Here is a 25,311-nt window from a genome sequence, read left to right on the forward strand (position 1 = left end):
GCACCCCACCTGCGTCAACGCCTTTTTACTGAAAAATGGCAATAATTCACAAGATCAATTTTATCATTTTGATTTCAAACGAATTTATCGTTTAACTTTTTTAATCATCTTGCTGACTTTCCGCAGAAAAATGGCCATCGCCAATCAGGCAGCACCAATCAGATTGGCAATCTGCCCGGCGAATCGTGAATTAATTCTACATTTATGCCATTTAGCATGGTTATCTCGACGTCCAACAAGCAGACAGCGCCCTGTCGGGCGCTGTCTGGCGCTTCCTTGCAGATTCTATATAGAGAATCTGCGGGGAATCAGAGTACGTAGCGGGCCAGATCTTCGCGCTGGGACAGCAGGTCCAGCTTGCCATCCACATAGTGAGCATCAATCTGGCAGCTGCCCGACCGTGCATCGTAAGACACTTCTTCCAGCAGCTTTTCCATCACGGTGTAGAGCCGACGGGCGCCGATGTTTTCGGTTTTCTCGTTAACGTGCCAGGCGATCTCGGCCAGGCGACGGATGCCGGATTCCTCGAATTGCAGTTCGACACCTTCGGTTGCCAGCAACGCCTGGTATTGGCGGGTGAGGCAGGCATCGGTGCTGGTGAGGATCTGCACGAAGTCATCTACCGAGAGGGAGGACAGCTCCACCCGGATGGGTAGGCGGCCTTGCAGTTCCGGAATGAGATCGGACGGCTTGGACAGCTGGAAGGCTCCAGAGGCGATAAACAGGATGTGGTCGGTCTTGACCATGCCGTACTTGGTGGAAACGGTGGTGCCTTCCACCAGCGGCAGCAGGTCGCGCTGCACGCCAGCGCGGGAGACATCGGCACCCTGCCCTTCCGAGCGGCTGGTGACCTTGTCGATTTCATCGAGGAAGACAATGCCGTTCTGTTCGACATTTTTCAGCGCTTCCGCCTTGAGCTCGTCTTCATTGACCAGCTTGGCGGCTTCTTCATCGATCAACAGCTTGAAGGCCTCGGCCACTTTCAGCTTGCTGGCTTTTTTCTTACCGGCATTCATGCCCTGGAACATGCTTTGCAGCTGGCTGGAGAAGTCTTCCATGCCCGGCGGGGCAAAGATTTCCATCTTGGACTGCGGCGCCGCTACTTCGATTTCGATTTCCTTGTCGTCCAGCTTGCCTTCGCGCAGCATCTTGCGGAATTTCTGCCGGGTGTGACCGTCTTCCGGCTTGCTTTCTTCTGCTTGCGGCTCGCCAAAGAAGCCGGGGGCGCTACGCGCGGGCGGCAGCAGCACATCCAGGATGCGGTCTTCGGCGGCATCTTCGGCGCGGACGCGATTGCGCTTGATGGCGGCATCGCGGGTTTCCTTGATGGCCACTTCCACCAGATCGCGGATGATGGTGTCGACGTCGCGGCCGACATAACCGACTTCTGTGAACTTGGTGGCTTCCACCTTGATGAACGGTGCGCCGGACAGACGGGCCAGGCGGCGGGCGATTTCGGTCTTGCCCACGCCGGTGGGCCCGATCATCAGGATGTTCTTGGGGGTGATTTCACTGCGCAGCGGCTCGGCTACTTGCTGACGGCGCCAGCGGTTGCGCAGGGCAATGGCCACGGCGCGCTTGGCGGCATCCTGGCCGATGATGTGCTTGTTGAGTTCGTGAACGATTTCTTGCGGGGTCATCTGGGTCATGACAGTACTCCCGGCCGGCGCGTTCGCAACGCAGCGGCCCGTGAATCGATGGGGACGAAAGGCTGGGTTTATTCGGCAGCGGGCTGGGGCTCGGCTCCCAGCGTTTCGATGAGGTGGTTCTGATTGGTATAGATACAGATGTCGCCGGCAATTTCCAGCGACTTCTTGACCACCACCGCCGGGTCCAGCTCGGTGTTCTCAAACAGGGCACGCGCAGCAGACTGGGCAAATGCGCCACCGGAGCCGATGGCGGCAATGCCCTGCTCCGGCTCCAGCACATCCCCGTTGCCGGTGATGATCAGCGTGGATTCCTGATCGGCGACGATGAGCATGGCCTCCAGCCGGCGCAGCATGCGGTCGGTGCGCCAGTCCTTGGCCAGTTCGACAGCGGAGCGCACCAGATGGCCCTGGTGTTTTTCCAGCTTGGCTTCAAAGCGTTCGAACAGGGTGAAGGCATCGGCCGTGCCGCCGGCAAATCCGGCCAGCACCTTGCCGTGATAGAGACGACGTATCTTGCGGGCCGTGGACTTGATCACGATATTGCCCAGGGTTACCTGGCCGTCGCCGCCCAGCGCCACGCGCTCGCCGCGACGGACGGAAACGATGGTGGTTCCGTCAAACTGCTGCATGTTTCTTTCCAATACATTAGGTGGTCTGCGCCATGCAGACGTGCATTTTCCAATATGCAGCCAATCAGCGGGATTGCAAGCCAACCCTAACGCCGGCAGGGATGCTTGCACTAGCGCATTTCCTCAATCTTAACAATTGATAATGATAATGGTTTGCATTATCATTATTGCCATGAACCTGCGACTCCAATCCTCCGACACCACGCCTGCTACCGGCGCGGTGCTGGGCAGCTGTGGCTTGCATGCGCTGGCCTTGCTGTTACTGACTGGCATACTGGCCAGCCAGACGGCCATTCAGCTGCCCCGGCTCGAAAGCCTGCCAGCCATGACGCTGGCCGCACCCAGTGCGGTCACCGCGCCGGTGCCGGCACCATCCGTTCCAAAGCTCAGGCAGCACAGCGTGGCCAAAGCAAGCCCGGCACGCCCGGTGGCCACCCCCACGCCCAAACCAAGGCCGGCACCACAAGCGCTAGTCCGCGCCGCTGCAGCGACTGCCAAGCCAGCCAGCACCAGCACCGAACACGCGGACACCGCGCCCACCAGCCCCACCACGCCGGCGAGCGCAGCAGCAGCACCCGCCCCCTCGCCCGTGGTACACGAGCCACTGTACCGTGGGGGTTATCTGAATAATCCGAAGCCGCTGTATCCGCCGCTGTCGGTCGAGATGGAAGAAACCGGCACCGTACGCCTGCGTGTGCAGGTCAGCGCCCAGGGCCTGCCGGTTGCGGTGGAACTGGAGCAAAGCAGCGGCTTTCCCCGGCTGGACCGGGCGGCGCTTACCGCGGTGCGCGGCTGGAAGTTCATCCCGGCCAAGCGTGGTGACGAGGCCATTCCTTATACCTTTATTGTCCCTGTTCAATTTTCCCTGAAGAACCTGCGTAAACCATGAAGCTACTGACCGTCTTCCAGCAAGGGGATGTTGTGTTGATCACAACATTCATGATTCTCATCCTGATGTCGATTGCCACCTGGTCGCTGATCCTGCAGCGCGGGGTGCAGACACTGCGCCTGCGCCAGGCTAATCGCCAGGCCGAAACGGCACTATGGGATGCCCCGGACTGGCACAGTGCCGAGCAAGCCCTGAGCGAGTCCAACGCACCGATGGCACAGATCACCCGCCAGGGTCTGGCCGCCCTGCGCCACCATCAGCAGCATGCCGAGCGCTCCTTGGGCAAGGCCTGCGATCTGAACGAATTCGTCACCCGTGCCATCCGCAAGGCACTGGCACAGGAAAATGCCCGGCAGGAATCCGGCATGACCCTGCTGGCTTCGATCGGCTCCACCGCACCGTTCATCGGGCTGTTTGGCACGGTGTGGGGCATTTATCACGCACTAGTAAACATCGGTGCAGCAGGTCAGGTGAGCATTGCCACCGTGGCCGGACCAATCGGTGAAGCCCTGATCGCCACTGCGGCCGGTCTGGCCGCCGCCATCCCCGCGGTACTGGCTTATAACGCCTTCACCCGCAGCCAGCGCGTGATGTCGCAACAGCTGGATCACTTTGCCCATGATCTGCATGCCCAACTGCTGACCCAGCCGGAGTCCAACCATGGCCTTCGGTAGTTTTGACAAGGGCCCCGGCGCGCCGATGGCCGAAATCAACACCACGCCGCTGGTGGATGTGATGCTGGTGCTGCTGGTGGTGTTCATCATCACCGCACCGCTGCTGACCAACAGCGTGAAGCTGGATCTGCCACAAGCAGCGGCGGCAGCGCATCAGGACAAGCCGGAACAAATCCGCCTGTCCATCGCGGCGGATGGTGGCTTGTTCTGGAACGACCAGCCGGTCAAGCACGAGGCGCTGGCCGCACGCTTTACCGCAGCCGTGCAGGCCAACCCCAAGGTTGAACTGAACCTGCGTGCCGACAAGAGCGTGCGTTACGAGCTGGTGGCCACCACGCTGGCCGCTGCTCAGCAAAGCGGCGTCAGCCGCATTGGCTTCCTGACCGAAGCGCCCTAGCGCAGCCGCGCATTTTTTGCTGGCCGGTACGCCACGGGGGTGACACGCCGGCCGGCCCCACCCCATGCCTTGCCCATTGCAACGCTCCGCCCACACGGAGTGCGGGGACGGCTGCGCCGTTCTCCCGGCACCCGGGCAGGCATGCCACCGTGCATGACACACAATAAGAGAGGAATCCATGAAACAGAGCTTGCAGCAATCAGCCCACCTGCAGCAGCGCAAACTTCCGGCGCGCATGGCAGTCGGCATGCTGGCCGTGGCCCTGAGCCCCAGCCTGGCCCTGGCCGCAGAAACCGGCCAGACACTGGAAACCGTCACGGTAGAAGGTGCAGCCCCGGTACGCGACACCTACAAGACGGTGACCAGCAATATCGGCAAAACCAAGCAGCAGCTGCGCGATATTCCGCAGTCCATCACCGTGGTCAATCAACAGTTGATGCAGGACCAGGGTGCCGCCACGCTGAAAGACGCCCTGCGTAATGTCCCCGGTATTACCTTTGCCGCCGGCGAAGGCGGCCGCACCGGCGACCAGGTGGTGATTCGCGGTTTTTCCGCTGCCACCGATACCTATCGTGACGGCATGCGCGACATCGGCCAGTACAACCGTGATGCCTTCAACGATGACAAGGTGGAAGTGCTGAAGGGTGCCAGCTCGATGTTGTTCGGCCGCGGCTCTACCGGCGGCGTGGTCAACCAGGTCAGCAAATCGCCCTTTCTGGGTAGCAAACTGGAAGGCGACCTGACCATTGGCACCAATGACTTCCAGCGGGTCACCGCCGACATCAACCAGATGACCGGCGACCACTCTGCCGTACGACTGAGCCTGATGGACACCCACGACGGCAGCGATCGTGGTTCGGCCAAGAACGAACGCTGGGGCATTGCACCGTCGGTCGCCTTTGGCCTGGGTGAGCCTACCACCGTGGTGCTGTCTTACATGCATCAGGAAGAAAACAATGTGCCGGACTACGGCGTACCGTATAACACCGCCACCCGCCAGCCGCTGAACGTGGATCGCAGCAAGTTTTACGGATTGGACAGCGACTACGAAAAAACCACGGCCGACATCGTCACCGCCAAGATCACCCACGACTTCGGCGACGGCATGGAGCTGTCCAACCAGCTGCGCTACAACCGTTTCTGGCGCGATGTCAGCCCTACCGCCCCGCGCCTGGCCAGCACGGATACCAGTGACAGCGCCATCATGCGTCGCAGCAAGCCGCTGCGCGACGGGGTGGACCAGTCGTGGAACAACCAGACCGACCTGACCAGCCGCTTTGCCACCGGCGACATCCGCCACACCCTGCTAACCGGCATGGAGCTGAGCTACGAGCTGTCCGACACCAGCCGCTACGCCTTGCTCAACAGCGTGCCGTCCACCACCTTGGGTAACCCCAACTCGGCCGATGCGGTGAATCCGGCACGCTATCGCACCAGCAATACCCAGTTCCAGGCCAGTAATATCGGCCTCTACGCCATGGATACCATTGAGCTGAACCGCCAGTGGAAAGCCGTACTGGGCACCCGTTTCGACCGCTTCGAAGGGGATTACAACGTCCGTGCCTACAACTCCAATGGCAGCCTGAACAGCAGCAACAGCTACGACCTGTCGCGTACCGACAATGTATGGAGCTGGCGCGGCGGCCTGATCTGGCAACCGGATCTGGCCCAGTCCTACTACTTCAGCTATGGCACATCGTTTAACCCGTCCGGCGAAACCTACTCGCTGGACAAGGCCACGGCCAAGGTAGACCCGGAGAAAAACCGCAATATCGAACTGGGTGCCAAGTGGGACCTGCTGGATGGCGACGCCAGCCTGCGCGCAGCCTTGTTCCGTATCGAAAAGACCAACGAGCGCAATACCGACCCGCTGGATACCAGCGTGGTGGTACTGTCCGGCAAACGTCACACCAATGGCGTGGAAGTGGAAGGTAGTGGCCGCCTGACCGAACGCTGGGAAGTCTTTGCCGGCGTCACCCTGATGGACTCCAAGATCGACAAGGCGGCTCCGGCCGCGCAGGGCCAGACCGGTACCGAAGGCAAGATGCCGCGCTATACCCCGCGCGCCACCGCCAACCTGTGGACCACCTACAAGTTTACCGACCTGATCACCGGCGGCATCGGTGCGACTTATGTCGGCAAACGCTATGCCACTGAAACCAATGTCAACTACCTGCCGGACTACACCATCGGCAACGCCATGCTCAGTTACGAGACCAAGCATTACCGCTTGCAACTGAACCTGAACAACCTGACCAACAAGAAGTACTTCGATGGTGCCTATGGCGGCCACGCCACCCTGGGCACGCCGCGTGAAGCGCAGCTGACCATCGGCTTGAAGTACTAAGCCACCCTGGCGGCCCTGCTGCACTGTTGCGGCCGGGCCGCCACACTCAGCCAACCACCGCCGTGGCCGGCTGAGTCATCCAGATAAATCTATATAAAAGGAATAACCGTCATGCTGTTGCATATCCCCGAGGTGCTGACACCAGAAGAACTGGCACATGGCCGCATGCTGCTGGCCCAGGCCGACTGGGCGGATGGCCGTATCACCGCTGGCAGCCAGTCGGCGCAGGTCAAACGCAATCTGCAACTGCCACAGCATCTGGAGATCGCCCGCGAGCTGCAAGCCATGGTGGAAGCAGCACTCAAACGCAATACGCTGTTCTTCTCTGCCGCGCTACCCAAGACGGTGTTTCCACCGCTGTTCAACTGCTACCAGGGCGGCATGGACTTTGGCAATCACGTGGACAATGCCGTACGCAGCCATCCGTTTGACCAAAGCTGGGTCCGTACCGATGTGTCCTGCACGCTGTTTTTCAGCAACCCGGACGAATACGACGGCGGCGAACTGGTGGTGGAAGACACCTATGGTCTGCATAGCGTCAAACTGCCCGCCGGCGACATGGTGCTCTACCCCTCCACCAGCCTGCACCGCGTGGAGCCGGTTAGCCGTGGTGCGCGCATTGCCTCGTTTTTCTGGACGCAAAGCATGATCCGTGACGATGCCAAACGCGGCCTGCTGTTCGACATGGACATGGCCATTTCACGCTTGCGTCAGCAACACGGCGACACCGCCGAACTGGTTACGCTAACGGCCAACTATCACAACCTGTTGCGGATGTGGGCTGACTTATAGTCTCTCGGTGGTATTTCTTGCCTCAACATTAAAAAAACTGATTCCTGTCATGAAATTTTCTGGCACAAGTAAGTAAAGTTCCTAGTAGAACGACTTAATCGACATATGCCAGCAAGGCATAAGCCAGGCGGAAACCCTTCATGACGCAGCTGAACAGAAGCCACGCAAGCAAAGAAGTACAGCTGGAAGCCGATGAACTGATTGTCACCAAGACCGACAGCACCGGCCACATTACCTACGCCAATCGCGTGTTCATGCAATTGGCTGAATATCCGGAAAGCGAGCTGCTGGGTAAACCGCACAATCTCATCCGCCATCCAGACATGCCGCGCGGCGTGTACCGGCTGATGTGGAAAACGCTGCAGGCTGGGCGTGAATTTTTCGGCGTAGTCAAAAACTACACCGCCAGTGGTAATTACTACTGGGTGCTGGCCAACGTCACCCCGGACTACGACAGCAAAAACAAGCTGGAGGGTTACTTTTCGGTACGCCGCCCACCGGGCCGTCGTGCGGTGGAAACCGTCATCCCCATCTATGCCAGGATGTGCCAGCTGGAAAGCACGCTCAACAAGGCTACCGCTCCGGATGCCTCCATGGAGTGGCTGCTGGCCGAACTGGACAAGCAGGGCCACAGCTATGAAAGCTTTGTGCTGTCGCTGCTCGACACCCACCTCACCACCGGAAAAACCGCATAATGGCCCGCCGCTCGTCTTCCCCTTTTCTGCGCACTCGCCTTGGCTTCTGGTTGATCGGCTTCAACATCCTCACCATCTGCACCGTACTGGCTTCGCTGCTGCTGCCGGATAGCTGGCGGCTGGCGGTGGAAGTGTTTCTGGTGGTGACTTCCCTGCTGCTGTCCACCATGATCTGGCTGGGCAGCGGCCGTATCTTCGCCGTCCTCAATACCCTGCACGAACAACTGGGCTATGCCTGCGACGGCGAACTGCACCACCGCGCCTCGCGCACCCGCGACATGGGCGAAGTGGGACTGGTGGCCTGGGAGCTGAATGACTTTCTCGATCTGGTGGAAACCTACTTCAAGGAAATCAACACCAGCTTTCGCCGGGTCAGCGACAACGACTACAGCCGCCGCCCGCTCAGCCAGGGCCTGCCCGGCATGTTTGCCGAATCGCTGCGCAATGTGGACAGCGCCATTCAGGCCATGGCCGACAATGACGGCTATATCCGCAAGAATCGCCTGTCCTCCCAGCTGGCAGCGCTGAACAACCCGCATCTACGCCAGAACCTGGCCAACAACCAGAGCGACCTGACCCAGATCAGCACCGCCATGGATCAGGTCTCCAGCATTACCCGCGACACGGCCAGCGCCTCACGCGAGAGCCTGGACAGTGCCGTGCTGCTATCCGGCCACATGGACACGATTGCCGGCAGCGTGGTGAGCATGAACGAGGCCAGCAGCGCGCTGGCCCAGGAGTGGACCGGCATCGAATCGTCGCTGGCCGCCATTTCCGCCATTGCCGACCAGACCAACCTGCTGGCGCTGAACGCAGCCATCGAAGCGGCACGCGCCGGCGAAATGGGCCGCGGCTTTGCCGTGGTGGCAGACGAAGTACGCAAACTGGCCGAGCGCAGCAAGGACACTGCGCACCGGGTGCAATCGGTGCTGGGCAGCCTGTCCAGCCGCATTGGCGACATGCAAAGCCGTGCCGGCGAAGCCGGATCGGTGGCCGCCGAGGTGAAGTCATCGGTCGAATCCTTCCGCAATCGCTTCAGCACCCTGGCCGAACAATCCGATACCGTGCTGGGCCAGGTACAGAAAGTGCGCGACATGTCGCAGGTTTCACTACAAAAGGTGGGCCATGTCATGCACAAGCAGATGGTCTATCACGCCATCGAAGAAGGCACAGATATTCCCCACGGCAGCGATCTGGCGCCATGGCGTCAGGCCGAAGGCCATAACAGCTTTGGCGACACCCGCGCCTTCAGCCAGTTGGCGGCCTCCGACCAGCGGGTTGCCAGCAGTATCGAACAGGCCATTGCCACGGCCACCAACAAGGCATTGCTAGACGAAAATGTCATCTTGCACCACATGCAAGCCCTGGAAACCGATAGCGCACAGGTATTGCAACTGCTGGACCGCATGGTGGAAGAAAAGCACCCACAGTAAACCCAAGCCAGAACGACCTCATGCAACAAGCAACAGCCCGCTCCATGCGGGCTGTTTGCATGCTGAAGCTAACGCCCCTCCCCACCTTCCACGCCGGGCTGCAGCGGTGACAACGTGGACGGATACCATCCCCCCTCAGCCAGTCTGCACCTGCAGCAGCTGATTGCGCAGCCTTCACCGGGGACCCACACCACCTGCCCTTGCCCTGACGCTTGCAGCCAGGCTGAACCCCATCAGCACACCTCTGGCATTACATGACAACACGTAGTCCACTTGCACTCCCTCGCCCCACTCGCACCACACTCGCAGCCTCTCCTGCCATCTCATCGGTGCCTGCGGCCTGCATGGATGCTCTTCTCATGCTTTTCTTACGCCATCTGCAGCCGGAACCACGGCAGCAGCGATTGCTGCTGGCCGGGCACCAGCTCAATCCTTCCTGACTTGCTGTTATTCCACACCGACGACCCTGGCAGTTGACCTGTCAAAGAAAATGATCAATCAATACGTAAATAAAACATGTATTTCATTATTTAAATTACAAAATAACTCTCGCTTATTTTTTAGGCAGAAAATTTAACCGCAAATCACCTTGCAAAATGCTGCAAGCTGGCCAGAAAACCTAGCAGCTAAGCGCTAAAAATTTCGGTACTGCAGATCGCTGCCGCCAGCCTGAGCGGACAAGCCCGGAACAAGGCAAAAGCGGTAGTGGTTTACGCCCTGGGCGCATGTCCGCCGACGCAACAAGGCATCCACAAGTCATGCAAAATCTGAGTTGAATGCGTCATGACACGCACCGACTGCAGACGAACAGACGAGGCGCAAGAAATTGATGCAGGAAGGCAGAGGCAGAGGCAGAGGCAGAGGCAGAGGCAGAGATGCTAGCGCGGCGAACAAGCGACTAGTTGGGATAGCTTGGGATAGCTTGGGATAGCTTGGGCTTGGGCTGGGCTGGGCTGGGCTGGGATGGGCTGGGCCGGGCTGGGCTGGCAGGATTCTCGCACCAGCCAGCTGAAGTTAAACAAACGATTTACACAATATTTCATTATGCTAGGTAATTGCCACAATGCCCGTCATGGCAAATGCATGCAAGACTGCAAGATGTAAGCAGAGCCTGCCTCGCAGGCCCATCCCCTTGATGACAGGGCAGAACGGCAATGCAACATCTTTTTGGTGCACTACTGGGTGGCGTTACCGCCACCTTTGCACAGCGACTGCTGAGCGGCTCGAGCCGACTGGTGATTGATGTCAGTTCCAGCGAAGAATTCAGCGCCGAGCACATCCCCGGTGCCCGCTCTTTGCCACTGGAGCAGCTGGAACAACAGGCCAGCAGCACGATTCCCGATCCGGCCACGCCACTGGCGCTGTACTGTCGGACCGGTGAGCGGGCCAAGCTGGCCGCAGCCCGCCTGCGCAGCCTGGGTTACACCCATATCGAAAGCATCGGCGGCATGCGCGAAGCGATGCAGAAGCTGCACCAGCTGCTGTAAGCCGCCGCCCGGGCCGGTTCAGCCCTTCGGTGCAAAGCCGAAACTGGCCAGTTCCCCGGCGCTCAGATAGCGCCACTGCCCCTCGTCCAGCTCTCCCAGACTTAACTCGCCAACCGTCAGCCGGTGCAGATCCATCACCCGATTGCCGGCAGCCGCCACCATGCGTTTCACCTGATGATACTTACCCTGGGTAATGGTCATGCGGATGGTGATTTCATCGACCGCCTCTACCTGGTCGGCAGCGATTTTCTCGTTGTCGTCCTTGAGGAAAACCCCTGCCAGCAAGTGCTTCACCAGCTCGGGCTGTACCGGATGCTTCAGGGTGACCTCGTAGCATTTGGGTATATGGCGCTTGGGCGAACTGAGCGCATGCACAAACTGACCGTCATTGGTCAGCAGCAGCAAGCCGGTGGTATCGACATCCAGCCGGCCGACCGCCGAAATGTCCAGATTGCCAAACTGCCATGGCAGCAGGGTATACACGCTGGGATGGTGCATGGGCTTGTGCGAGGTTTCATAGCCATCCGGCTTGTGCAGCATCACGTAGATGGGGCCGGATTGCAGCTGCCATGGCTCGCCGTCCACCACCAGTTCGTCGATATCATCCAGGCTGCACACCTGACGGTAATCCTCGGCCACCTCGCCATTGATTTCCACCAGGCCGTATTCCACCAGCTTGCGGCATTCCTTGCGGCTGCCAAAGCCTTGTTGTTGCAAGAGTCTGTAGAGTTCCATGGGCGGAATGTTAGCACGCCACCCGGAGAGCGGCATCGTAGCCAGCCGTCACCAGGCCTTGCCGCAAACTTGTCGCAATGATTGCTCCGGCCTGGTGCGCTACCACAATAGCGCACCAGGCCGGAACTGACGGGAAGTACAAAAAGGGAAGCTCAGGACAGGACATTCTGCCTATTGCTTGCCAGCCGCACCTGATCGCGCCCCAGCGCCTTGGCCTGGTACAGCGCAGCATCAGCCGCGTGGATCAGGCTTTCCGGGTCCTCGCCATGCAGCGGACACACCGACAGGCCGATGGACAGGGTAATGTGCAGCCGGTGCTCCAGCGCCTGGATGGGCAGCTGCCGGACCGCCTCGCATAGCTGTTCGGCCTTGTGGTTAGCGGCATCCAGCGCAATGCCCGGCATCAGGATGCAGAACTCCTCGCCACCATAGCGGCAGACGATGTCGCCACTACGGAAACGGTCACGCAGAAAGGCTCCCAGCGTGGCCAGCACGGCATCACCACACTGGTGGCCATAATTGTCATTGATGCGCTTGAAGTGGTCCGCGTCCACCATCATGACGGCCACCGTGCCATCCAGGGCCAGCATGTGCGCCAGCAGGCGTGGCAGGATTTCATCCAGATAGCGGCGGTTGAACAGGCCGGTCAGCGGGTCGCGCCGGACTTGTTCGCGCAGGCCAACCTGCAATGACTCGATCTCTGCCACATGCTGGCGCAGGGCGTCGTTGGCGGCATGCAGGCTGCGTTCCAGCCGTTTGCGCTCGCTGATGTCATTGATGCCGCTGATGACATACAGCTCCTGATCGCTATGCACTACCGCACAGGACACCAGCGCCCAGAACTGCCGCCCTTCGGCATCATGCAGCTGAACTTCATGATCACGTACCGCCCCCTGGCTGCGCAGCAGGGCTGAAATGCTTTCGCGCTCGGCCGGATCGACATAAAAATCCTGCACCCGCCGCTGCTGCGCATCCAGCCGGCATTTGAACAGGCTTTCCGCCTGGGCATTGGCGTAGATCAGACCGCCACCGTTCAGATTGTTCATGGCTAGCGGAAAAGGTGAAGCATCGGCCATCAGCTTGAGACGGGCCTCGCTTTCCGCCAACTGACGGGTGCGCTCCACCACTTTGCCTTCCAGGGTCTGGTTGGCACGGCGCAACCAGTCTTCGGTAAAGCGCCGCTCGGCTACCAGCGCTCCAAACACCAGCAAGGCCAGTGACTGCACCAGCAGCAGCATCAGGGCGGCGGCCATGCCGCTGAGGCCGGGGTCCTGATAGGCCGCACCGTTATGCAGTAGCACACCAGCGAATGCCAGCAGCACGATGCCGCTGTGCAGCCAGTAAGCCAGTGCCAGTCGGCAGCGGAAGGCCACCCACATCAGGGCAATGAAGAACAGCGGCCACAGGCTGGCCGCCACGCCATGGCGATAATCGGCCACGATGAATTCCACCACTGCCAGCAGCAGGCTTACCCATAGCAGCAGCATGCTCTCCAGCCAGCGGGCCGGATTACGGCTATAGCGGGCCGGTTCGGCCTGCAGCAGGAATAGCGCAGAAGGGGTGAGTACCAGAACGCCACAGAGTTCGCCCAGTCCACGGGCCAGCAGGCAGTGCCAGCGCTGGATTCCAGCCGGCAGAATGCCAGCGTCCAGGAAAAAGCCACTCCATGCGGCAGAGAGCAAGGCATTGCCCAGTACTCCGCACCACAGAAACAGCAGCACGCGTGACAGCCGGTAGAATGGCAGGGCCTGTTGCCGGCGCAACAGGGAGGCGGCCAATAATGGTGCGCCCGCCTGCCCCAGACCGATGGCGAGAGCCACAGGCCAGGCATAGTGCAATACCAGCGCATTGCTGGCGACCATGCCCAGCAACAGGCCACCGGCGGTGCGCCAACCCCAGCGCATGGCGATGGCCAGCGCCAGCCCGGCGGGCAGCCACAGCGGCAAGGCCAGTACGTCAAAATCCACCGAGCGCGGCAACTGCATGGATAGCAGCGCCGACAGCCACAGCGCAGCCGCGCTGGCCAAGGTCCCACCAGCACTGGCCAGCCATGGCTTCACTGTTTTGCCTGATGTGCTCACCGCGACTCCCCATAGGGCCGTGACCAGACAAAACAGGATTCGTCATTTGTGTCGCGGCATGGGCAGCAAGAATAGCTAAGCATTTGGGATAAATCCACGGATTCATCCATTTACGCTAACGGCGTGTGGTACTGATCGAACAAACAGAGCAGAGCGCCGGCCGACACCAGCCATCTGCAGCACTCAGGCGCGGCTGATCAGGGGGTTGGGCAGGGTCCAGTAAGGCTCACGCTTATGCAGCCCGTCCAGCAGACTGTTCAGCTCCTGTTGCATGCTGATGCGCATCTGCGCCACCAGGGCGGCGGCGCTGTTATCAGATTGTTCGCGCAGCCAGCGGCTGATCTCGATAGGCTCCACCACCCGCATGAACAGGGCGCGTGGGCCGGCCGGACGCGGGAAAAAGGCGTTCAGGGTATCGCGCAGACGTCCCTTGCAATAATCGTTGCGCACCCGCTTGATGCATTCCGCCACTTGCTCCTGCGCCAGCAAGGGCTGGCTGTAGGCGGCAGGTGCCAGCCGCTGCAAACGCTCCCAGGCCGCCAGCAGTGGCTTCATGCCCTGGCGCTGGCTCTCGTCGCGGCTTTCGCGCAGCACCTTGCTCCAACGACGCCCTTCGCTCAGACCAGCATGTTCGGTGCCGGCCAGCAGATCAAGGCGGGCGGCCAGTTGCTGCTGCAAGCGCAGCTGGCGTTCGAAATAGGCCTGTTCATGGCGCAGGGGCAGGCTGATGTCACACTGGGAAGCTTCGCGCTCCAGCACACCGCTCAGCAGCTGGAACAGCTGTTGCGGCAAGTCGGCATCCGCACTGACCTCCAGCCGCAGCCGGGCGGCTGTCCACAACAGTTCACGGCGGATGGCACGGGTTTCATCATGCAAAAAGCGTAACTTCCACACCACCGGCACGATATGAACCGGCGGCAGGCGTTCCAGCCCCATGGCTTGCAAGCGGGCATGCGCGCTGAGTGCCAGTTCGGCAATTCCCGGAAACAGCGGCGCCAGCCAGTCGGCATGCCAGCCGACCGCGCCCTCCGGGTGCAGCAGCACGCCATGGCCTTGCAAAGCCCAATCCACCGAATGCTGCTTCGCCGCCTGGCTGGCTGCCCCGGGAATCTGGGCAATCAGGTTGTTGCGCAACCAGAAGCGCTGCATGGCCGCCCCCATGCCGTTCACCACGGTATGCGTGGCCCAGCTGGCCAGTTGTGGCGCATACCGTGCCGACAGCTCCTTGTCTATCATCCAGTCGGTAAAGAATTCGGGATGGTTGGGCCCGATAAAGCTGACATTGCGCGGACTGAGCGCCTGCCGCAAGCGCGCCTCGTGCTCGGGTGGCACATGCCACTCGCGGATGTCCGCCACGCCGGAAAAGCCGGGCAGCCGCCCCAGCACGGGCAAGTCGCGCAGCAGCGGCACGCCATGCAGATTGAGCCAGCGGTTCACCGGCACCAGAAACTGCATCAATGCGGCATCGGGCCGGGGGGTGACAAAGGTGTGCAGGCGCGACATGACAGTAGCTCACAACAGAAATAAAACCTTGTTTAACGTGTAAGCCCGCCCAAGTCAAGATGGCGATGTCATAGTCACGCCTGCCTGCCGCCCTCAATGACGGCCGTAGAAGGCGGTGAAACTGGCCTTGCCCAGACTGTTGGCATTGAGCATATAGCCCACCAGCGCCGGCATGGCATCAGCCGGCAGGTCCAGCTTGTCCACCTTCAGCGCATGCACGGTAAAGACATAACGATGCGGCTTGTCGCCCAGCGGCGGGCAAGCACCGCCAAAGCCGGGCTGGCCATAATCGGTCTTGCTCTGCACGCTGCCGGCCGGCAAATGCAGGCCATCGGCACTGCCGGCCCCCGTAGGCAGCAAGCGGGTCGCCGCCGGCAGGTTGAATACCAGCCAGTGCCACCAGCCGCTGCCGGTTGGGGCATCCGGATCATATACAGTCAGGGCAAAGCTGCGGGTACCGGCTGGTACATCGCTCCAGCTGAGCGCAGGCGAGGTATTACCTCCGCTACAGCCAAAGCTGTTGAATTCCTGCGCCCGCGACAGCGTGCCGCCGGCTTTTACCTCGCTACTGCCCAGTTGAAACGCGTGTGCCGTGCTGCACAGCAGACCAAAAACAAGAGTCGGCAACAAATGACGCATGGTGTTACTCCACGAAGAATGAGGGATGCACGGCGGCGGGGATGGCCGCATTGCCTGCATCATTCTAGGCAGGCCCGCCGGCCGCAGCGCGCCGCAGCCGCTCAGTGCATCGCCTTTGCCGCTCAAGCCGCTCAATCTTCTTCGGGCAGTTCGCGGGTGGCACGCAAAGCACTGGGCGTCAGGCCAAAACGGCGCCGGAATGCCGCCGCAAAGCGCGATGGCGACTGATAGCCGCTAGCCAGCGCGACTTCCAGCAATGACTGCCGCCCGGTCATCACCAGCCCCAGCCCATGCGCCAAGCGTGCCTCGGTCAGCAAGGCAGAAAAGGTCGTGGATGCAGCCGCCAGCCGCCGCCGCAGCGTGGCCTCGCTCATGACCAGCCTTTGCGCCACCACGGCCGGCGTCCAGTCATGGGCCGGATCGAAAGCAAACAATGACTGCAATTGCTGGCGGGCATCCTCGGTTGGCAGCAGTAGCAGGCTGCGGCCCTGCCCCTGCTGCAACAAGGCCAGCATCAGCCCCTGCCAGCCATGCTCGGCCCAGGCCTGCACCATGGGGCCATCGGCGTTTTCCAGGGTGTTCACCAGCTGCTGCAAAGCCTGACGGCTGCTGGCGCTGGGGGTGAACACCGGGCTACCCGGCGCTGCCTGCAGCAGCAAATGGCCATGCAGAGCATGAAAGCGCTGCAGCCATTGCCGGTCCTGGGTCAGCGCCAGGGCCAGATAGTGGCCGCTGTCGGCATCCGGCTGGTTGACCAGCTCCAGCTCCTGTCCGGCAGGCAGCAGCAGCCATTCCCCGGCGCGGCAGATCAGCTCGCCGCTACGCGTATGAATGATCTTGCAGCCTTCCAGCACGGCAATCAGCTGTGACTGCCAGATCGGCACGCGGGCGATTCTTTGCTGCCGGCGCGAATGGTAAGTGGCCAGCGTACCGGCCAATGCAGAGGATGAGGGCATGTCGGCATTGCAGCGCGAAACCGTGTGGCCGGCAAGCCTTGTCCGCGACATACCGGAAAATCGCCGACCACCACCGGCAAAATCAATAAACGCTATCTTGCTGATTAAGTTGGCTATTGTTTATATGATATACATCATAAAAAAATCAGCCGGTGAGCAGCGGGAGCCAGCATGCGTTACGACAAACAACATAAAACCGCCATCCGCCAGCGCATCCTGGACATGGCCAGCCTGCGCTTTCGCTCGGAAGGCATTGCGGCGGTTGGCATTGCCAACCTGATGGCCGACCTTGGGCTGACCCACGGTGGCTTTTACTGGCACTTCAAGGACAAGGAAGATCTGGTCGCCCAGGTTTGCCAGCAGGCCATGCAGCAAATGGCACAGCAGTGGCAGCAGCAAGGCCAGCAGGCCGATGCGGGGCAGCAATGTCAGGCGGTGGCCGAGGACTACCTGAGCATTTCGCATCGGGATTTTCCGGATACCGGTTGCGTCGCGGCCGCACTGGCCGGCGAACTAAGCCGGCGTGGCAGCCAGGCGCGTCAGGCGTTTACCAGCGGGCTGGAGCAACAGCTGGCCACACTGGCCGAGGCCGCACAGCAGGACGCAGCCAGTGGCGGCAGCCCACTCAAACCGACGGTGCAATTGAGCCTGATGGTCGGTGCCCTGCTGTTGTCGCGTGCCGTCACCGACCCGGCACTATCCGCCCAACTGCTACAGGATGCGGCCGCGCTGATTGCTGGCCAGACCGCACCCGCCTGCTGAAGCCAGAACAGGTGGCCGTCAGGGCTGGCTGCGCTGGCAGGCCAGCCGCGTCTCCCGCACCATACGGTCGAATTCGCCGCTGCTTTGCAAGGCCTGCAAGCCGCGATTGAAGCGCGCGATCAGCTCGGCGCCTTGCGGATGCCGACGCCAGATCACCACATGCAAGGGGGCGGACCAGAATGCCGGGCTACTGGCCAGCTGTCCGGCCTGCAAGGGGGAAAAGTTGCGCGCCAGCAAAAACTGGCCAACATCTTCTTCGATGGGAAACAGATCGATGCGCCGTGCCAGCAACTTGCGGAAATTGCTCAGATCATCGGCTGCGCCGTCGGTATGCAGCACACCCTGCTGCACCAGGCGGTCGAATTCTGCGGAATAGAAATTGCCGATGGTGATGCCGATACGCAGCCCGGCCAGATCAGCCAGTTGTGCCCAGCGCCGCTGCTCGGACTTGCGCTGGAAAAAAACCATGCGCGCCGACATCACCGACTGGCTGTACAGCAAATCCTGCAAGCGCTCTGGGCTGGGAGCCCAGCCCAGGCTGCCGTCCGCCGTGCCATTACGCGCCGATTGCAAGCTACGGTTATTGGGCAGGAAGCGGTAGGTCACCGTGACGTCGGCGCGGGCAAATGCCGCTGTCACCACACGGGACAGGATGCCGTTATCGGGAAGATGATTACCCAGATAGGGGGGCCACTCATCGGACGCCAACACAATGGACAGCCGGCTGCCTCCCGGCAGCGGGCCATGCGCGGCCAGTGCAGCCAGCGCCCACCCCAGCAACATGACGCCCAGGGCAACATGCCGGGCGCTGCCGGCATGACCTGCAAGCCATTGTTTCATGACCTGCTCCGTAACTCGAATCGTTAGCCACTGACGTGCAGACGCCAGACTTCCCCGCGACGGTCACTGCCTGACAGTGTCGTCATCCATTGACGATCGCGGCAGTGACTCGGTTCACTTCAGCATACGGGCCGCCAGCGGCGACAGCAAGCGCGGCGATCGACCGCCACCGTACCGCCTGGGCTGCATCGACTTAGCGCTTGTTGGGCGACAGCAAGGCCGACACCGGGCGTGCCGGCTGGCTGCGACGCTGCTGCGGCGCATTGCCCGGTTTGGCCGTGGCGGCCTGACGGGCCGGCTGCGGCTGGCCACCCTGGCCACCCTGGCTACGCGGCTCAGCGGCCTTGCTACGCGGCGCACTGCCGGCCGGGCGATGGCCATGACCGGTAGGCTTGCTCTGCTGTTCGTGGCGCGACTTGCCAGCACCCTGGCCCTGACGTGCACCCTGCCCCTGACGACCCCCGCCACCCTGACCACGACCACGGCCGGCGCTGTTGCCACCCATGGGAATGGGTTCCGGCTTCACGTTCAGGTCCGCCTCGAAACCCGGAATGGTGAAGCGGGCGATGGACTGCTTGGTCAGCTTTTCGATTTCGCGCAGGAAGCTGAATTCGTCGACACACACCAGGGAAATGGCTTCACCCGGGCTGCCGGCACGGCCGGTACGACCGATACGGTGTACATAGTCTTCCGGCACATTCGGCAATTCGAAATTGACCACATGCGGCAGCTGGTCGATATCCAGGCCACGGGCGGCGATATCGGTAGCCACCAGCACCTGCAGCTTGGAAGTCTTGAAATCGGCCAGGGCGCGGGTACGGGCATTCTGGCTCTTGTTGCCATGAATGGCCGCCGACGGGATGCCGATCTTGTCCAGCTTTTCGGCCAGACGGTTGGCACCGTGCTTGGTACGGGTGAACACCAGCACCTGGTACCAGTTGTGGTCGCGGATCAGCTTGATCAACAGATCGGTTTTCTTGTCGCGGTCCACCAGGTGGACGCGCTGGTCTACCAGCTCGTTGGTGGTATTGCGGCGGGCCACTTCCACCAGCTTGGGCTGGTTGAGCAGCTTGTCGGCCAGGGTCTTGATTTCGTCGGAGAAGGTCGCCGAGAACAGCAGATTCTGGCGCTTGGCCGGCAGCAGTGCCAGCACCTTGCGGATATCGTGGATGAAGCCCATGTCCAGCATGCGGTCGGCTTCGTCCAGTACCAGGATTTCCACGGCGGACAGATCCAGCGTGCGCTGGCTGACATGGTCAAGCAGGCGGCCAGGCGTGGCCACCAGGATGTCTACCGGCTTTTTCAGGGCGGAAATCTGCGGGTTGATGCCAACACCGCCGAACATCACCATGGATTTGAGCGGCAGATGCTTGCCGTACTCACGGACCGATTCTTCTACCTGGGCTGCCAGTTCGCGGGTGGGGGTCAGCACCAGGGCGCGCGGCTTGCCGGGCTGGCGCGAGGGCGCATCCATCAGCAATTGCAGCAGCGGCAGGGTAAAGCCGGCGGTCTTGCCGGTACCGGTCTGTGCGGCAGCCAGCAGATCGCCACCTTGCAGCACCTGGGGAATGGCTTGTGCCTGAATCGGCGTGGGAATGGTGTAACCGGTATCGGCCACGGCACGCAACAAAGCTTGCGCCAGACCAAGGTCAGCAAAGGTAATTTCGGACATACTGCACTCCTGCGACTGCCTGATCGCAGTAAGCGACACCAATCTAGGCTGACGATAAACGGTTGAAATAAATGCGGAACGCCTCGGGATGAGGCTTGCATTGCGCGCCGATTGGCAAGACGCGGAAGTCGGCGAGTTTACAGACAATTGCCCGGGCAGGGAAATCATCCTGCGTATTGGTGCAGCGTAACATCGCGCCACATGGCACAATAAAGCATGCTCAAAATCCCCCCAGTACCATTCGCAGTCCTTTTGCTACTGCTCGTATCCGGCCAGGCCCATGCCCTGAACGGCGCGCACTCGCTTGGTACCGGGCCGGACAAAAACGGTGGCCGTGGCGGCCTGCGCCAGCCCGTACCGCCGGCATTGCCTCCCACGCCTACGATGCAGGCCACCGAGTTCGACTGCAACAAGCCGGCCAATGCCATGGAAACCATGCTGTGCCAGGATGAAGGGCTGATCCGGCTGGGTAACCGTCTGGACAAGGTCTTTACCCAGGCCATGGACAAAGCCAGGCAAAACAGCGCCGGCGCACCCAGCCAGAACAAGCTGGAGCAAGAGCAACGGCGCTGGGCGCACAATCTCAAGGAATGCATGAAGAACGATAATCCCCATATGTGTCTGGGGGATACCTATATTCTGCGCATTACCGAATTGCAGGCCGGCTGGGAGCTGGCACCCTCGCTGACCCCGCTGCACTACCTGTGCGGTGGCGGTGGCAATAACGATGTACTGGCCACGTTTTACCGCACCAAGCCGGCCACGGCGCGGCTGGTACGCGGCAAAAGCCAGGTCATCCTGCATCAGCAGGAGCTGGTCACCGGCGGTGCCCGCTATGCCGGCCAGAATGTCGAATTCACCATCCGGGGCAAGGAAGCCAGCATCAACTGGAAAGGCGAAAGCCTGCTGTGCATCAGCCAGCCAGAGCAATAGCGCCTGCCTCGCCCCTCCCGGTTTGTTCCAGACTCCTGCCGCCGCCTGTGCAGCGGCCTTCAACCCAACATTGCGGAAACATCACCATGGCGCTTACAGCCACCATTTATAAAGCCGGCCTGTCGATTTCCGACATGGACCGCGGCTACTATGCCAGCCACAACCTGACCCTGGCCCAACACCCGTCGGAAACCGTGGAACGCCTGATGGTGCGCCTGGTAGCCTTTGTGCTGAACGCCAGTGAAACCCTGAGCTTTACCCGAGGCCTCAGCTCTGATGACGAAGCAGAGCTGTGGCAGAAGAATTACAGCGACGAAATCGAACTGTGGATAGAGCTGGGCGAACCGGATGAAAAGCGCCTGAAAAAAGCCTGCAGCCGGGCCGACCAGGTGGTGCTGTACAGCTATGGCGGCCGTTCCAGCGAAGTATGGTGGCCGCAGATCGAAAACAAGCTGGTGAAGCTGGACAAGCTCAGCGTCTACCGCATCAGCACCGCTACCCTGGCCGAACTGGCCAGCCTGTGCCAGCGCGGCATGCAGCTGACCGCCACCGTACAGGACGGCCAACTATGGCTGGCCGACGAAAGCCGCAGCGTGCTGGTAGAGGTAGAGCCGCTGAAAGTGCCGCATTAACAATATGTTTACGATCTGCGCGACGCGGGTAATCCGGCGTTCGCCAGATCTTGAACAGGCTCCAAGGCCCTCTAACAAAACCCCGGCTCCGGCATTGCACCTGCTGGCGGTACGACTTCTGCTAGCGTCGGCGTCTGCGCACCTTAAGCCAGGCCTCTGCGAGGTTTTCTCAGCCGTGCGCAGGCCGAGGCATGACAGCCGCCAGCTGACGGGCGGCTTCGTCGCCCTGCTCCAGTGCGGCAATCACCCCCTGCCGGTCTTGCGGCAGCCGGTTCTGGCTGAGCTTGGCCTTGATATCCCAGCGCTGCACCCGCAGCCGAAAGCCAACAATCCCACGCTGCATGGCGGCCATGGCCTGTGCCGACAGTGCACTGCTGTTCCAGCCGGCCTCGCCTTCAAACTGCAGTGCCAGCTGCTGCAACAAGGCCGCCAGCGCCTCGCCCTCCACCGGCTCCGCCCGGCCATGGGCATGCGCCACCCGGTAGTTCCAGGTTGGCACCATGCCGTCCGATACATACCAGCGCGGCGAGACATAGCCATGGGCACCGCTAAACACCGCCACACTATCCTGCCCGAACAGCACCCCGGCATGGCCGTTGGCTCGCGCCAGATGGCCAAGCAGGCAGTCTGGCTCGGTTGGGTCGGGCAGCAACACCAGATGGCTGAGCCAGGGTTCGCCATCAGCCTGGGTGATCAGCGTGGCCAGCGGATTGTCGGCCATCACCTGGCGTGCATAGTCAGCCTCAGCACGAAATGCCGCAGGACAGTACAGGCTCATGGTTGCTCTCCTGCAGCGGCGGGAAAGCCGTAGTCACGCAGCACCTGGGCAATCTGTACCCGGTAGCCGGCATACCAGCGCTCGCGTCCCAATTGCTGGGCCAGCAGATGATCGGCGTTGGCTTTCCAGGCGCGGATACTGTCCAGATCCGGCCAGTAGGACAACGCCACCTCCTGCCCGCCTTCATTGACCGCGACAAACTCCAGGCAGCCAAAGCGGCTCAGCGCCAGTTCGCGCAATTGTGCCGCCACCCGGCTGTATTCCTCGTCCAGCTGGCGGGCTGTAGCCCGGAAAATCACCACATACATATTGTGTCTCCTTAGAGCGGCTAACAAAATAGCATCGCGTCCCTGACGCCAGGCGCGCCGACGCAGACAGTACAAGGGTACGACTAGGAGGCGCAACGCAGCAGCAGGGGTTTTGTTAGCTGCTCTTATTGCCGCATGGCGATGGCCAGGCGGTTCAGTGCATTCATGCTGGCAATGGCCATGGTCAGGTCGCAGATTTCCTGCGCGGAAAAATGCTGCAACAAGGGCTGATATACCGCATCGGCCGCCTGGCTGGCCGCAATATCGGTCAGCGACTCGGCCCAGGCCAGCGCGGCCTGCTCTGCTGCCGAAAAATGCGGGCTCAGCCGCCAGCCGGCCAGCGTATCCAGCCGGGCATGGCTTTCCCCGCCGCTGCGCAATGCCCGGGCATGCATATCCAGACAAAAGGCGCAGCCATTGAGCTGCGACACACGCATGTACACCAGCTCCACCAGATTACGCCCCAAGGGGCTGTCTTCCAGCAGTTTCTTGATGGCACGCAAATGCTGCAAGGCGGCACCGGACAATTCGGCATAAGGCTGACGCAGGCTGGACATGGCGGTTTCTCCTGAGGGCAAGCCTGCATTATCGGCCTGATAATGGCCCTGTTACAGGTCCACTTTTATCATCAAGCAGGGAACCACTAGCCCACCAGGCTGGCCAGTGCACGCCACAGCAGCAGCAGGCCCATTCCCAGCAATAGCACGCCACAGACGATATCAATGCCATGTCGCCCGGCCTCTCCCAGTCGGCCCAGCAAGCGACCGGCACCGAAGGCCAGCACACACCACCACAGCGCCGAGCCGGCAAACACGCCAGAAACCATCAGCAAGGCCTCAGCCGCCCCCGGCGCGGCATGGCCGGACAGGCTGGCGAACACGGCCAGAAAGGACAAGATGGTCATGGGGTTGCTCAGGGTCAGCAGCAGCGCCGATGCCCAGGCGCTGCACCAGCCATGGGCACTTGCCGCCCGCGCAGCCTCGCTTGCCGCATGCCGCCGCAACATGCCCAGCCCCATCCATAACAACAGCAGGCTGCCCGCCAGCGCCAAGGGCAGAGCCAGCGCGGTCAGCCGCTGAATCAGCGCACTCAGGCCCAGCGCCCCCAGCGTGGCATACAGCGCATCGGCCGTCGCCGCGCCCAGCCCGGTGGCCAGCCCCACCCACGGCCCCTGCCGCACACTGCGCTCGATACAGAGCAGGCCAATGGGGCCAACCGGGGCGGCAATCGCCAGGCCCAACAGCAAGGCTTGGGCAAACAAGGTCAACAGATGCATGAGCAGGCTCCTGATTTAGAACCGCCAGTGTGCGCGGCCTGCGGGCTGGCTTACATGAGTTTTTTCAGGCAAACCCGCCCAGATAACTGATAAATTAAAGCCAGAATGCAGTTCGACCATAAAGGAGTGGCCATGGAGATCGACAGCAAAGCTTGGAAAATTCTGGAATGCCTGCAGCAGGATGCCCGCTTGTCACTGACCGAGCTGGCCCGTGCGGTGGAAATGTCGGTACCGGCGGTGTCGGAACGAGTAAAACGGCTGGAAGAAGCCGGCGTGATCCAGGGCTACCACGCCCGGCTGTCGCCCGCCAAGGCTGGTTACACCTTGTCGGCCATGGTGGGCATTACCGTGGCGCAGCCCTACAAGAAAAAGCTGCTGCAATTGCTGGAGGACATGCCTGAGGTGCTGGAATGCCACCATGTCACCGGGGCCGATTCCTATCTGTTCCGCCTGCTGGCGCGTGATGTCGGCCATCTGGAAGCCCTGGTGGCGCGGGTGAATCATCTGGGTGAAACCCGTACCTCCATCATCCTGTCCACCCCCATCACCCCGCGCCCCTTGCGGGCACCACGTTAATTGCCATGCAAAGCGAACCTTAACGTCATCTGCTTGTCGTAAAATGCCGGTATCCCTAGCCCCTAGCCAAGCCCATGACCTCGCTGACCTTGCGTGTTGCCACCTTTGACGATGCCGGACTGATTGCCCGACTGCATACCGAAAGCTGGCAGCACAGCTACCGCACCATCCTGTCCGACGACTATCTCGACCACGTCGCCCCGACCGAGCGCCACACCATGTGGACCCGTCGCTTCCATTACGACAATCATCTGTGGGTGCTGCTGGCCCTGTGGGAAGGCGAGCCGGTGGGCTTTGTCTGCCTGCTGCCGGATGGCGAGACCCAGCGCGGCCTGCTGCTGGACAATCTGCACGTGCTGCCCGGCCAGCAAGGCCGTGGCGTGGGCCGCAGCCTGCTACGGGCCGCAGCAGCCCAGGCCGACACCCTGCAGCCGGGCCGACCGATGCACCTGTGGGTATACGAGGCCAATAGCGAGGCGCGGCGTTTTTACAGCCGCATGGGCGGGGAAATGGTAGACCGCGAAAACGTGCTGGCCCCGGATGGACGCAAGGCCATTGCCCTGTGCTATCGCTGGCAGCAGCCAGCGCAACTGGCCGCCGTCCAAGCATAAACAGCAGGCGTGGTGCG

At 61.3% G+C, this 25,311-nt stretch carries 26 protein-coding genes; 13 read left to right on the top strand and 13 right to left on the bottom strand.

Annotated features, from left to right (window positions below; translation table 11 throughout):
- Positions 1–308: 308 nt before the first annotated feature.
- Together hslU and hslV are read right to left on the bottom strand one after the other, a co-directional pair.
- Positions 309–1,649, bottom strand: a complete 1,341-nt coding sequence (hslU, locus tag DBR44_RS02015; protein ID WP_124641561.1) for an ATP-dependent protease ATPase subunit HslU — start codon at positions 1,647–1,649, stop codon at positions 309–311.
- 68 nt (positions 1,650–1,717) lie between these two features.
- A complete protein-coding gene (gene hslV / locus DBR44_RS02020; protein ID WP_103526111.1) occupies positions 1,718–2,278 on the bottom strand; it encodes an ATP-dependent protease subunit HslV in 561 nt (186 codons plus the stop codon).
- Positions 2,279–2,450: 172 nt separating this feature from the next.
- Here hslV and DBR44_RS02025 point away from each other — a divergent pair, with 172 nt between their 5' ends.
- From DBR44_RS02025 to DBR44_RS02060, 8 genes are all read left to right on the top strand, one after another.
- On the top strand, positions 2,451–3,167 hold the full coding sequence (locus DBR44_RS02025; protein ID WP_124641563.1) for an energy transducer TonB: 717 nt from the start codon (positions 2,451–2,453) through the stop codon (positions 3,165–3,167).
- On the top strand, positions 3,164–3,841 hold the full coding sequence (locus DBR44_RS02030) for a MotA/TolQ/ExbB proton channel family protein (RefSeq protein ID WP_124641565.1): 678 nt from the start codon (positions 3,164–3,166) through the stop codon (positions 3,839–3,841). The genes DBR44_RS02025 and DBR44_RS02030 overlap by 4 nt, the downstream gene beginning before the upstream one ends.
- Entirely contained in the window at positions 3,828–4,238 is a 411-nt protein-coding gene (locus DBR44_RS02035; protein WP_124641567.1) for a biopolymer transporter ExbD, read from the top strand. The genes DBR44_RS02030 and DBR44_RS02035 overlap by 14 nt, the downstream gene beginning before the upstream one ends.
- Before the next feature lie 178 nt (positions 4,239–4,416).
- The gene (locus DBR44_RS02040; RefSeq protein WP_124641569.1) at positions 4,417–6,585 is read left to right on the top strand and encodes a TonB-dependent siderophore receptor; all 2,169 of its coding nucleotides are present in this window, start codon (positions 4,417–4,419) and stop codon (positions 6,583–6,585) included.
- 111 nt (positions 6,586–6,696) lie between these two features.
- Positions 6,697–7,377: a Fe2+-dependent dioxygenase gene (locus DBR44_RS02045; protein ID WP_124641571.1), complete on the top strand. Its 681-nt coding sequence runs from the start codon at positions 6,697–6,699 to the stop codon at positions 7,375–7,377.
- A gap of 140 nt (positions 7,378–7,517) precedes the next feature.
- Positions 7,518–8,072, top strand: coding sequence for a PAS domain-containing protein (locus tag DBR44_RS02050; protein WP_124641573.1), 555 nt, complete (start codon positions 7,518–7,520; stop codon positions 8,070–8,072).
- Positions 8,072–9,505 (top strand): methyl-accepting chemotaxis protein, encoded by a 1,434-nt coding sequence (locus tag DBR44_RS20005; protein WP_124641575.1) that lies wholly within the window; start codon positions 8,072–8,074, stop codon positions 9,503–9,505. The genes DBR44_RS02050 and DBR44_RS20005 overlap by 1 nt, the downstream gene beginning before the upstream one ends.
- A 1,154-nt stretch (positions 9,506–10,659) precedes the next feature.
- Positions 10,660–10,992 carry a rhodanese-like domain-containing protein gene (locus DBR44_RS02060; RefSeq protein WP_124641577.1) on the top strand — a complete coding sequence of 111 codons (333 nt, stop codon included), beginning with the start codon at positions 10,660–10,662 and terminating at the stop codon, positions 10,990–10,992.
- Positions 10,993–11,010: 18 nt separating this feature from the next.
- On the opposite strand, the gene DBR44_RS02065 is transcribed toward DBR44_RS02060, so the two are convergent.
- From DBR44_RS02065 to DBR44_RS02085, 5 genes are all read right to left on the bottom strand, one after another.
- Positions 11,011–11,727 carry a pseudouridine synthase gene (locus DBR44_RS02065; protein WP_124641579.1) on the bottom strand — a complete coding sequence of 239 codons (717 nt, stop codon included), beginning with the start codon at positions 11,725–11,727 and terminating at the stop codon, positions 11,011–11,013.
- Positions 11,728–11,879: 152 nt separating this feature from the next.
- Positions 11,880–13,787 (bottom strand): diguanylate cyclase, encoded by a 1,908-nt coding sequence (locus DBR44_RS02070; protein WP_124641581.1) that lies wholly within the window; start codon positions 13,785–13,787, stop codon positions 11,880–11,882.
- Between the two features lie 204 nt (positions 13,788–13,991).
- Positions 13,992–15,311 carry a hypothetical protein gene (locus DBR44_RS02075; RefSeq protein ID WP_124641583.1) on the bottom strand — a complete coding sequence of 440 codons (1,320 nt, stop codon included), beginning with the start codon at positions 15,309–15,311 and terminating at the stop codon, positions 13,992–13,994.
- Positions 15,312–15,404: 93 nt separating this feature from the next.
- On the bottom strand, positions 15,405–15,950 hold the full coding sequence (locus DBR44_RS02080) for a YbhB/YbcL family Raf kinase inhibitor-like protein (RefSeq protein ID WP_124641585.1): 546 nt from the start codon (positions 15,948–15,950) through the stop codon (positions 15,405–15,407).
- Positions 15,951–16,081: 131 nt separating this feature from the next.
- A complete protein-coding gene (locus tag DBR44_RS02085; protein ID WP_124641588.1) occupies positions 16,082–16,906 on the bottom strand; it encodes an AraC family transcriptional regulator in 825 nt (274 codons plus the stop codon).
- A gap of 171 nt (positions 16,907–17,077) precedes the next feature.
- Here DBR44_RS02085 and DBR44_RS02090 point away from each other — a divergent pair, with 171 nt between their 5' ends.
- Positions 17,078–17,668, top strand: coding sequence for a TetR/AcrR family transcriptional regulator (locus tag DBR44_RS02090; RefSeq protein WP_124641590.1), 591 nt, complete (start codon positions 17,078–17,080; stop codon positions 17,666–17,668).
- Between the two features lie 18 nt (positions 17,669–17,686).
- Here DBR44_RS02090 and DBR44_RS02095 read toward each other — a convergent pair whose 3' ends face one another.
- Positions 17,687–18,508, bottom strand: a complete 822-nt coding sequence (locus DBR44_RS02095) for an ABC transporter substrate-binding protein (RefSeq protein WP_199730948.1) — start codon at positions 18,506–18,508, stop codon at positions 17,687–17,689.
- A gap of 193 nt (positions 18,509–18,701) precedes the next feature.
- Positions 18,702–20,180: a DEAD/DEAH box helicase gene (locus tag DBR44_RS02100; protein ID WP_124641592.1), complete on the bottom strand. Its 1,479-nt coding sequence runs from the start codon at positions 20,178–20,180 to the stop codon at positions 18,702–18,704.
- Positions 20,181–20,432: 252 nt separating this feature from the next.
- Between DBR44_RS02100 and DBR44_RS02105 the strand changes: the two genes are divergently transcribed.
- Positions 20,433–21,113 carry an MliC family protein gene (locus tag DBR44_RS02105; protein ID WP_158613540.1) on the top strand — a complete coding sequence of 227 codons (681 nt, stop codon included), beginning with the start codon at positions 20,433–20,435 and terminating at the stop codon, positions 21,111–21,113.
- Positions 21,114–21,199: 86 nt separating this feature from the next.
- On the top strand, positions 21,200–21,745 hold the full coding sequence (locus DBR44_RS02110; protein ID WP_124641596.1) for a YaeQ family protein: 546 nt from the start codon (positions 21,200–21,202) through the stop codon (positions 21,743–21,745).
- 169 nt (positions 21,746–21,914) lie between these two features.
- Here DBR44_RS02110 and DBR44_RS02115 read toward each other — a convergent pair whose 3' ends face one another.
- The 4 genes from DBR44_RS02115 to DBR44_RS02130 form a co-directional block, all read right to left on the bottom strand.
- Positions 21,915–22,523 carry an FMN-binding negative transcriptional regulator gene (locus DBR44_RS02115; protein ID WP_124641598.1) on the bottom strand — a complete coding sequence of 203 codons (609 nt, stop codon included), beginning with the start codon at positions 22,521–22,523 and terminating at the stop codon, positions 21,915–21,917.
- Positions 22,520–22,831, bottom strand: a complete 312-nt coding sequence (locus tag DBR44_RS02120) for an antibiotic biosynthesis monooxygenase (RefSeq protein WP_124641600.1) — start codon at positions 22,829–22,831, stop codon at positions 22,520–22,522. The genes DBR44_RS02115 and DBR44_RS02120 overlap by 4 nt, the downstream gene beginning before the upstream one ends.
- Positions 22,832–22,956: 125 nt before the next feature.
- Complete coding sequence (locus DBR44_RS02125) at positions 22,957–23,388, bottom strand: carboxymuconolactone decarboxylase family protein (RefSeq protein WP_124641602.1); 432 nt, start codon at positions 23,386–23,388, stop codon at positions 22,957–22,959.
- An 86-nt stretch (positions 23,389–23,474) separates the two neighbouring features.
- Positions 23,475–24,107: a LysE family translocator gene (locus tag DBR44_RS02130; RefSeq protein ID WP_233578299.1), complete on the bottom strand. Its 633-nt coding sequence runs from the start codon at positions 24,105–24,107 to the stop codon at positions 23,475–23,477.
- A gap of 132 nt (positions 24,108–24,239) precedes the next feature.
- On the opposite strand from DBR44_RS02130, the gene DBR44_RS02135 reads away from it, so the two are divergent.
- Positions 24,240–24,683, top strand: coding sequence for an Lrp/AsnC family transcriptional regulator (locus DBR44_RS02135; RefSeq protein ID WP_124641604.1), 444 nt, complete (start codon positions 24,240–24,242; stop codon positions 24,681–24,683).
- 74 nt (positions 24,684–24,757) lie between these two features.
- Positions 24,758–25,294: a GNAT family N-acetyltransferase gene (locus DBR44_RS02140; protein ID WP_124641606.1), complete on the top strand. Its 537-nt coding sequence runs from the start codon at positions 24,758–24,760 to the stop codon at positions 25,292–25,294.
- Positions 25,295–25,311: the final 17 nt, after the last annotated feature.

Source organism: Aquitalea sp. FJL05, from assembly GCF_003852595.1.
Lineage (GTDB): Bacteria > Pseudomonadota > Gammaproteobacteria > Burkholderiales > Chromobacteriaceae > Aquitalea > Aquitalea aquatilis.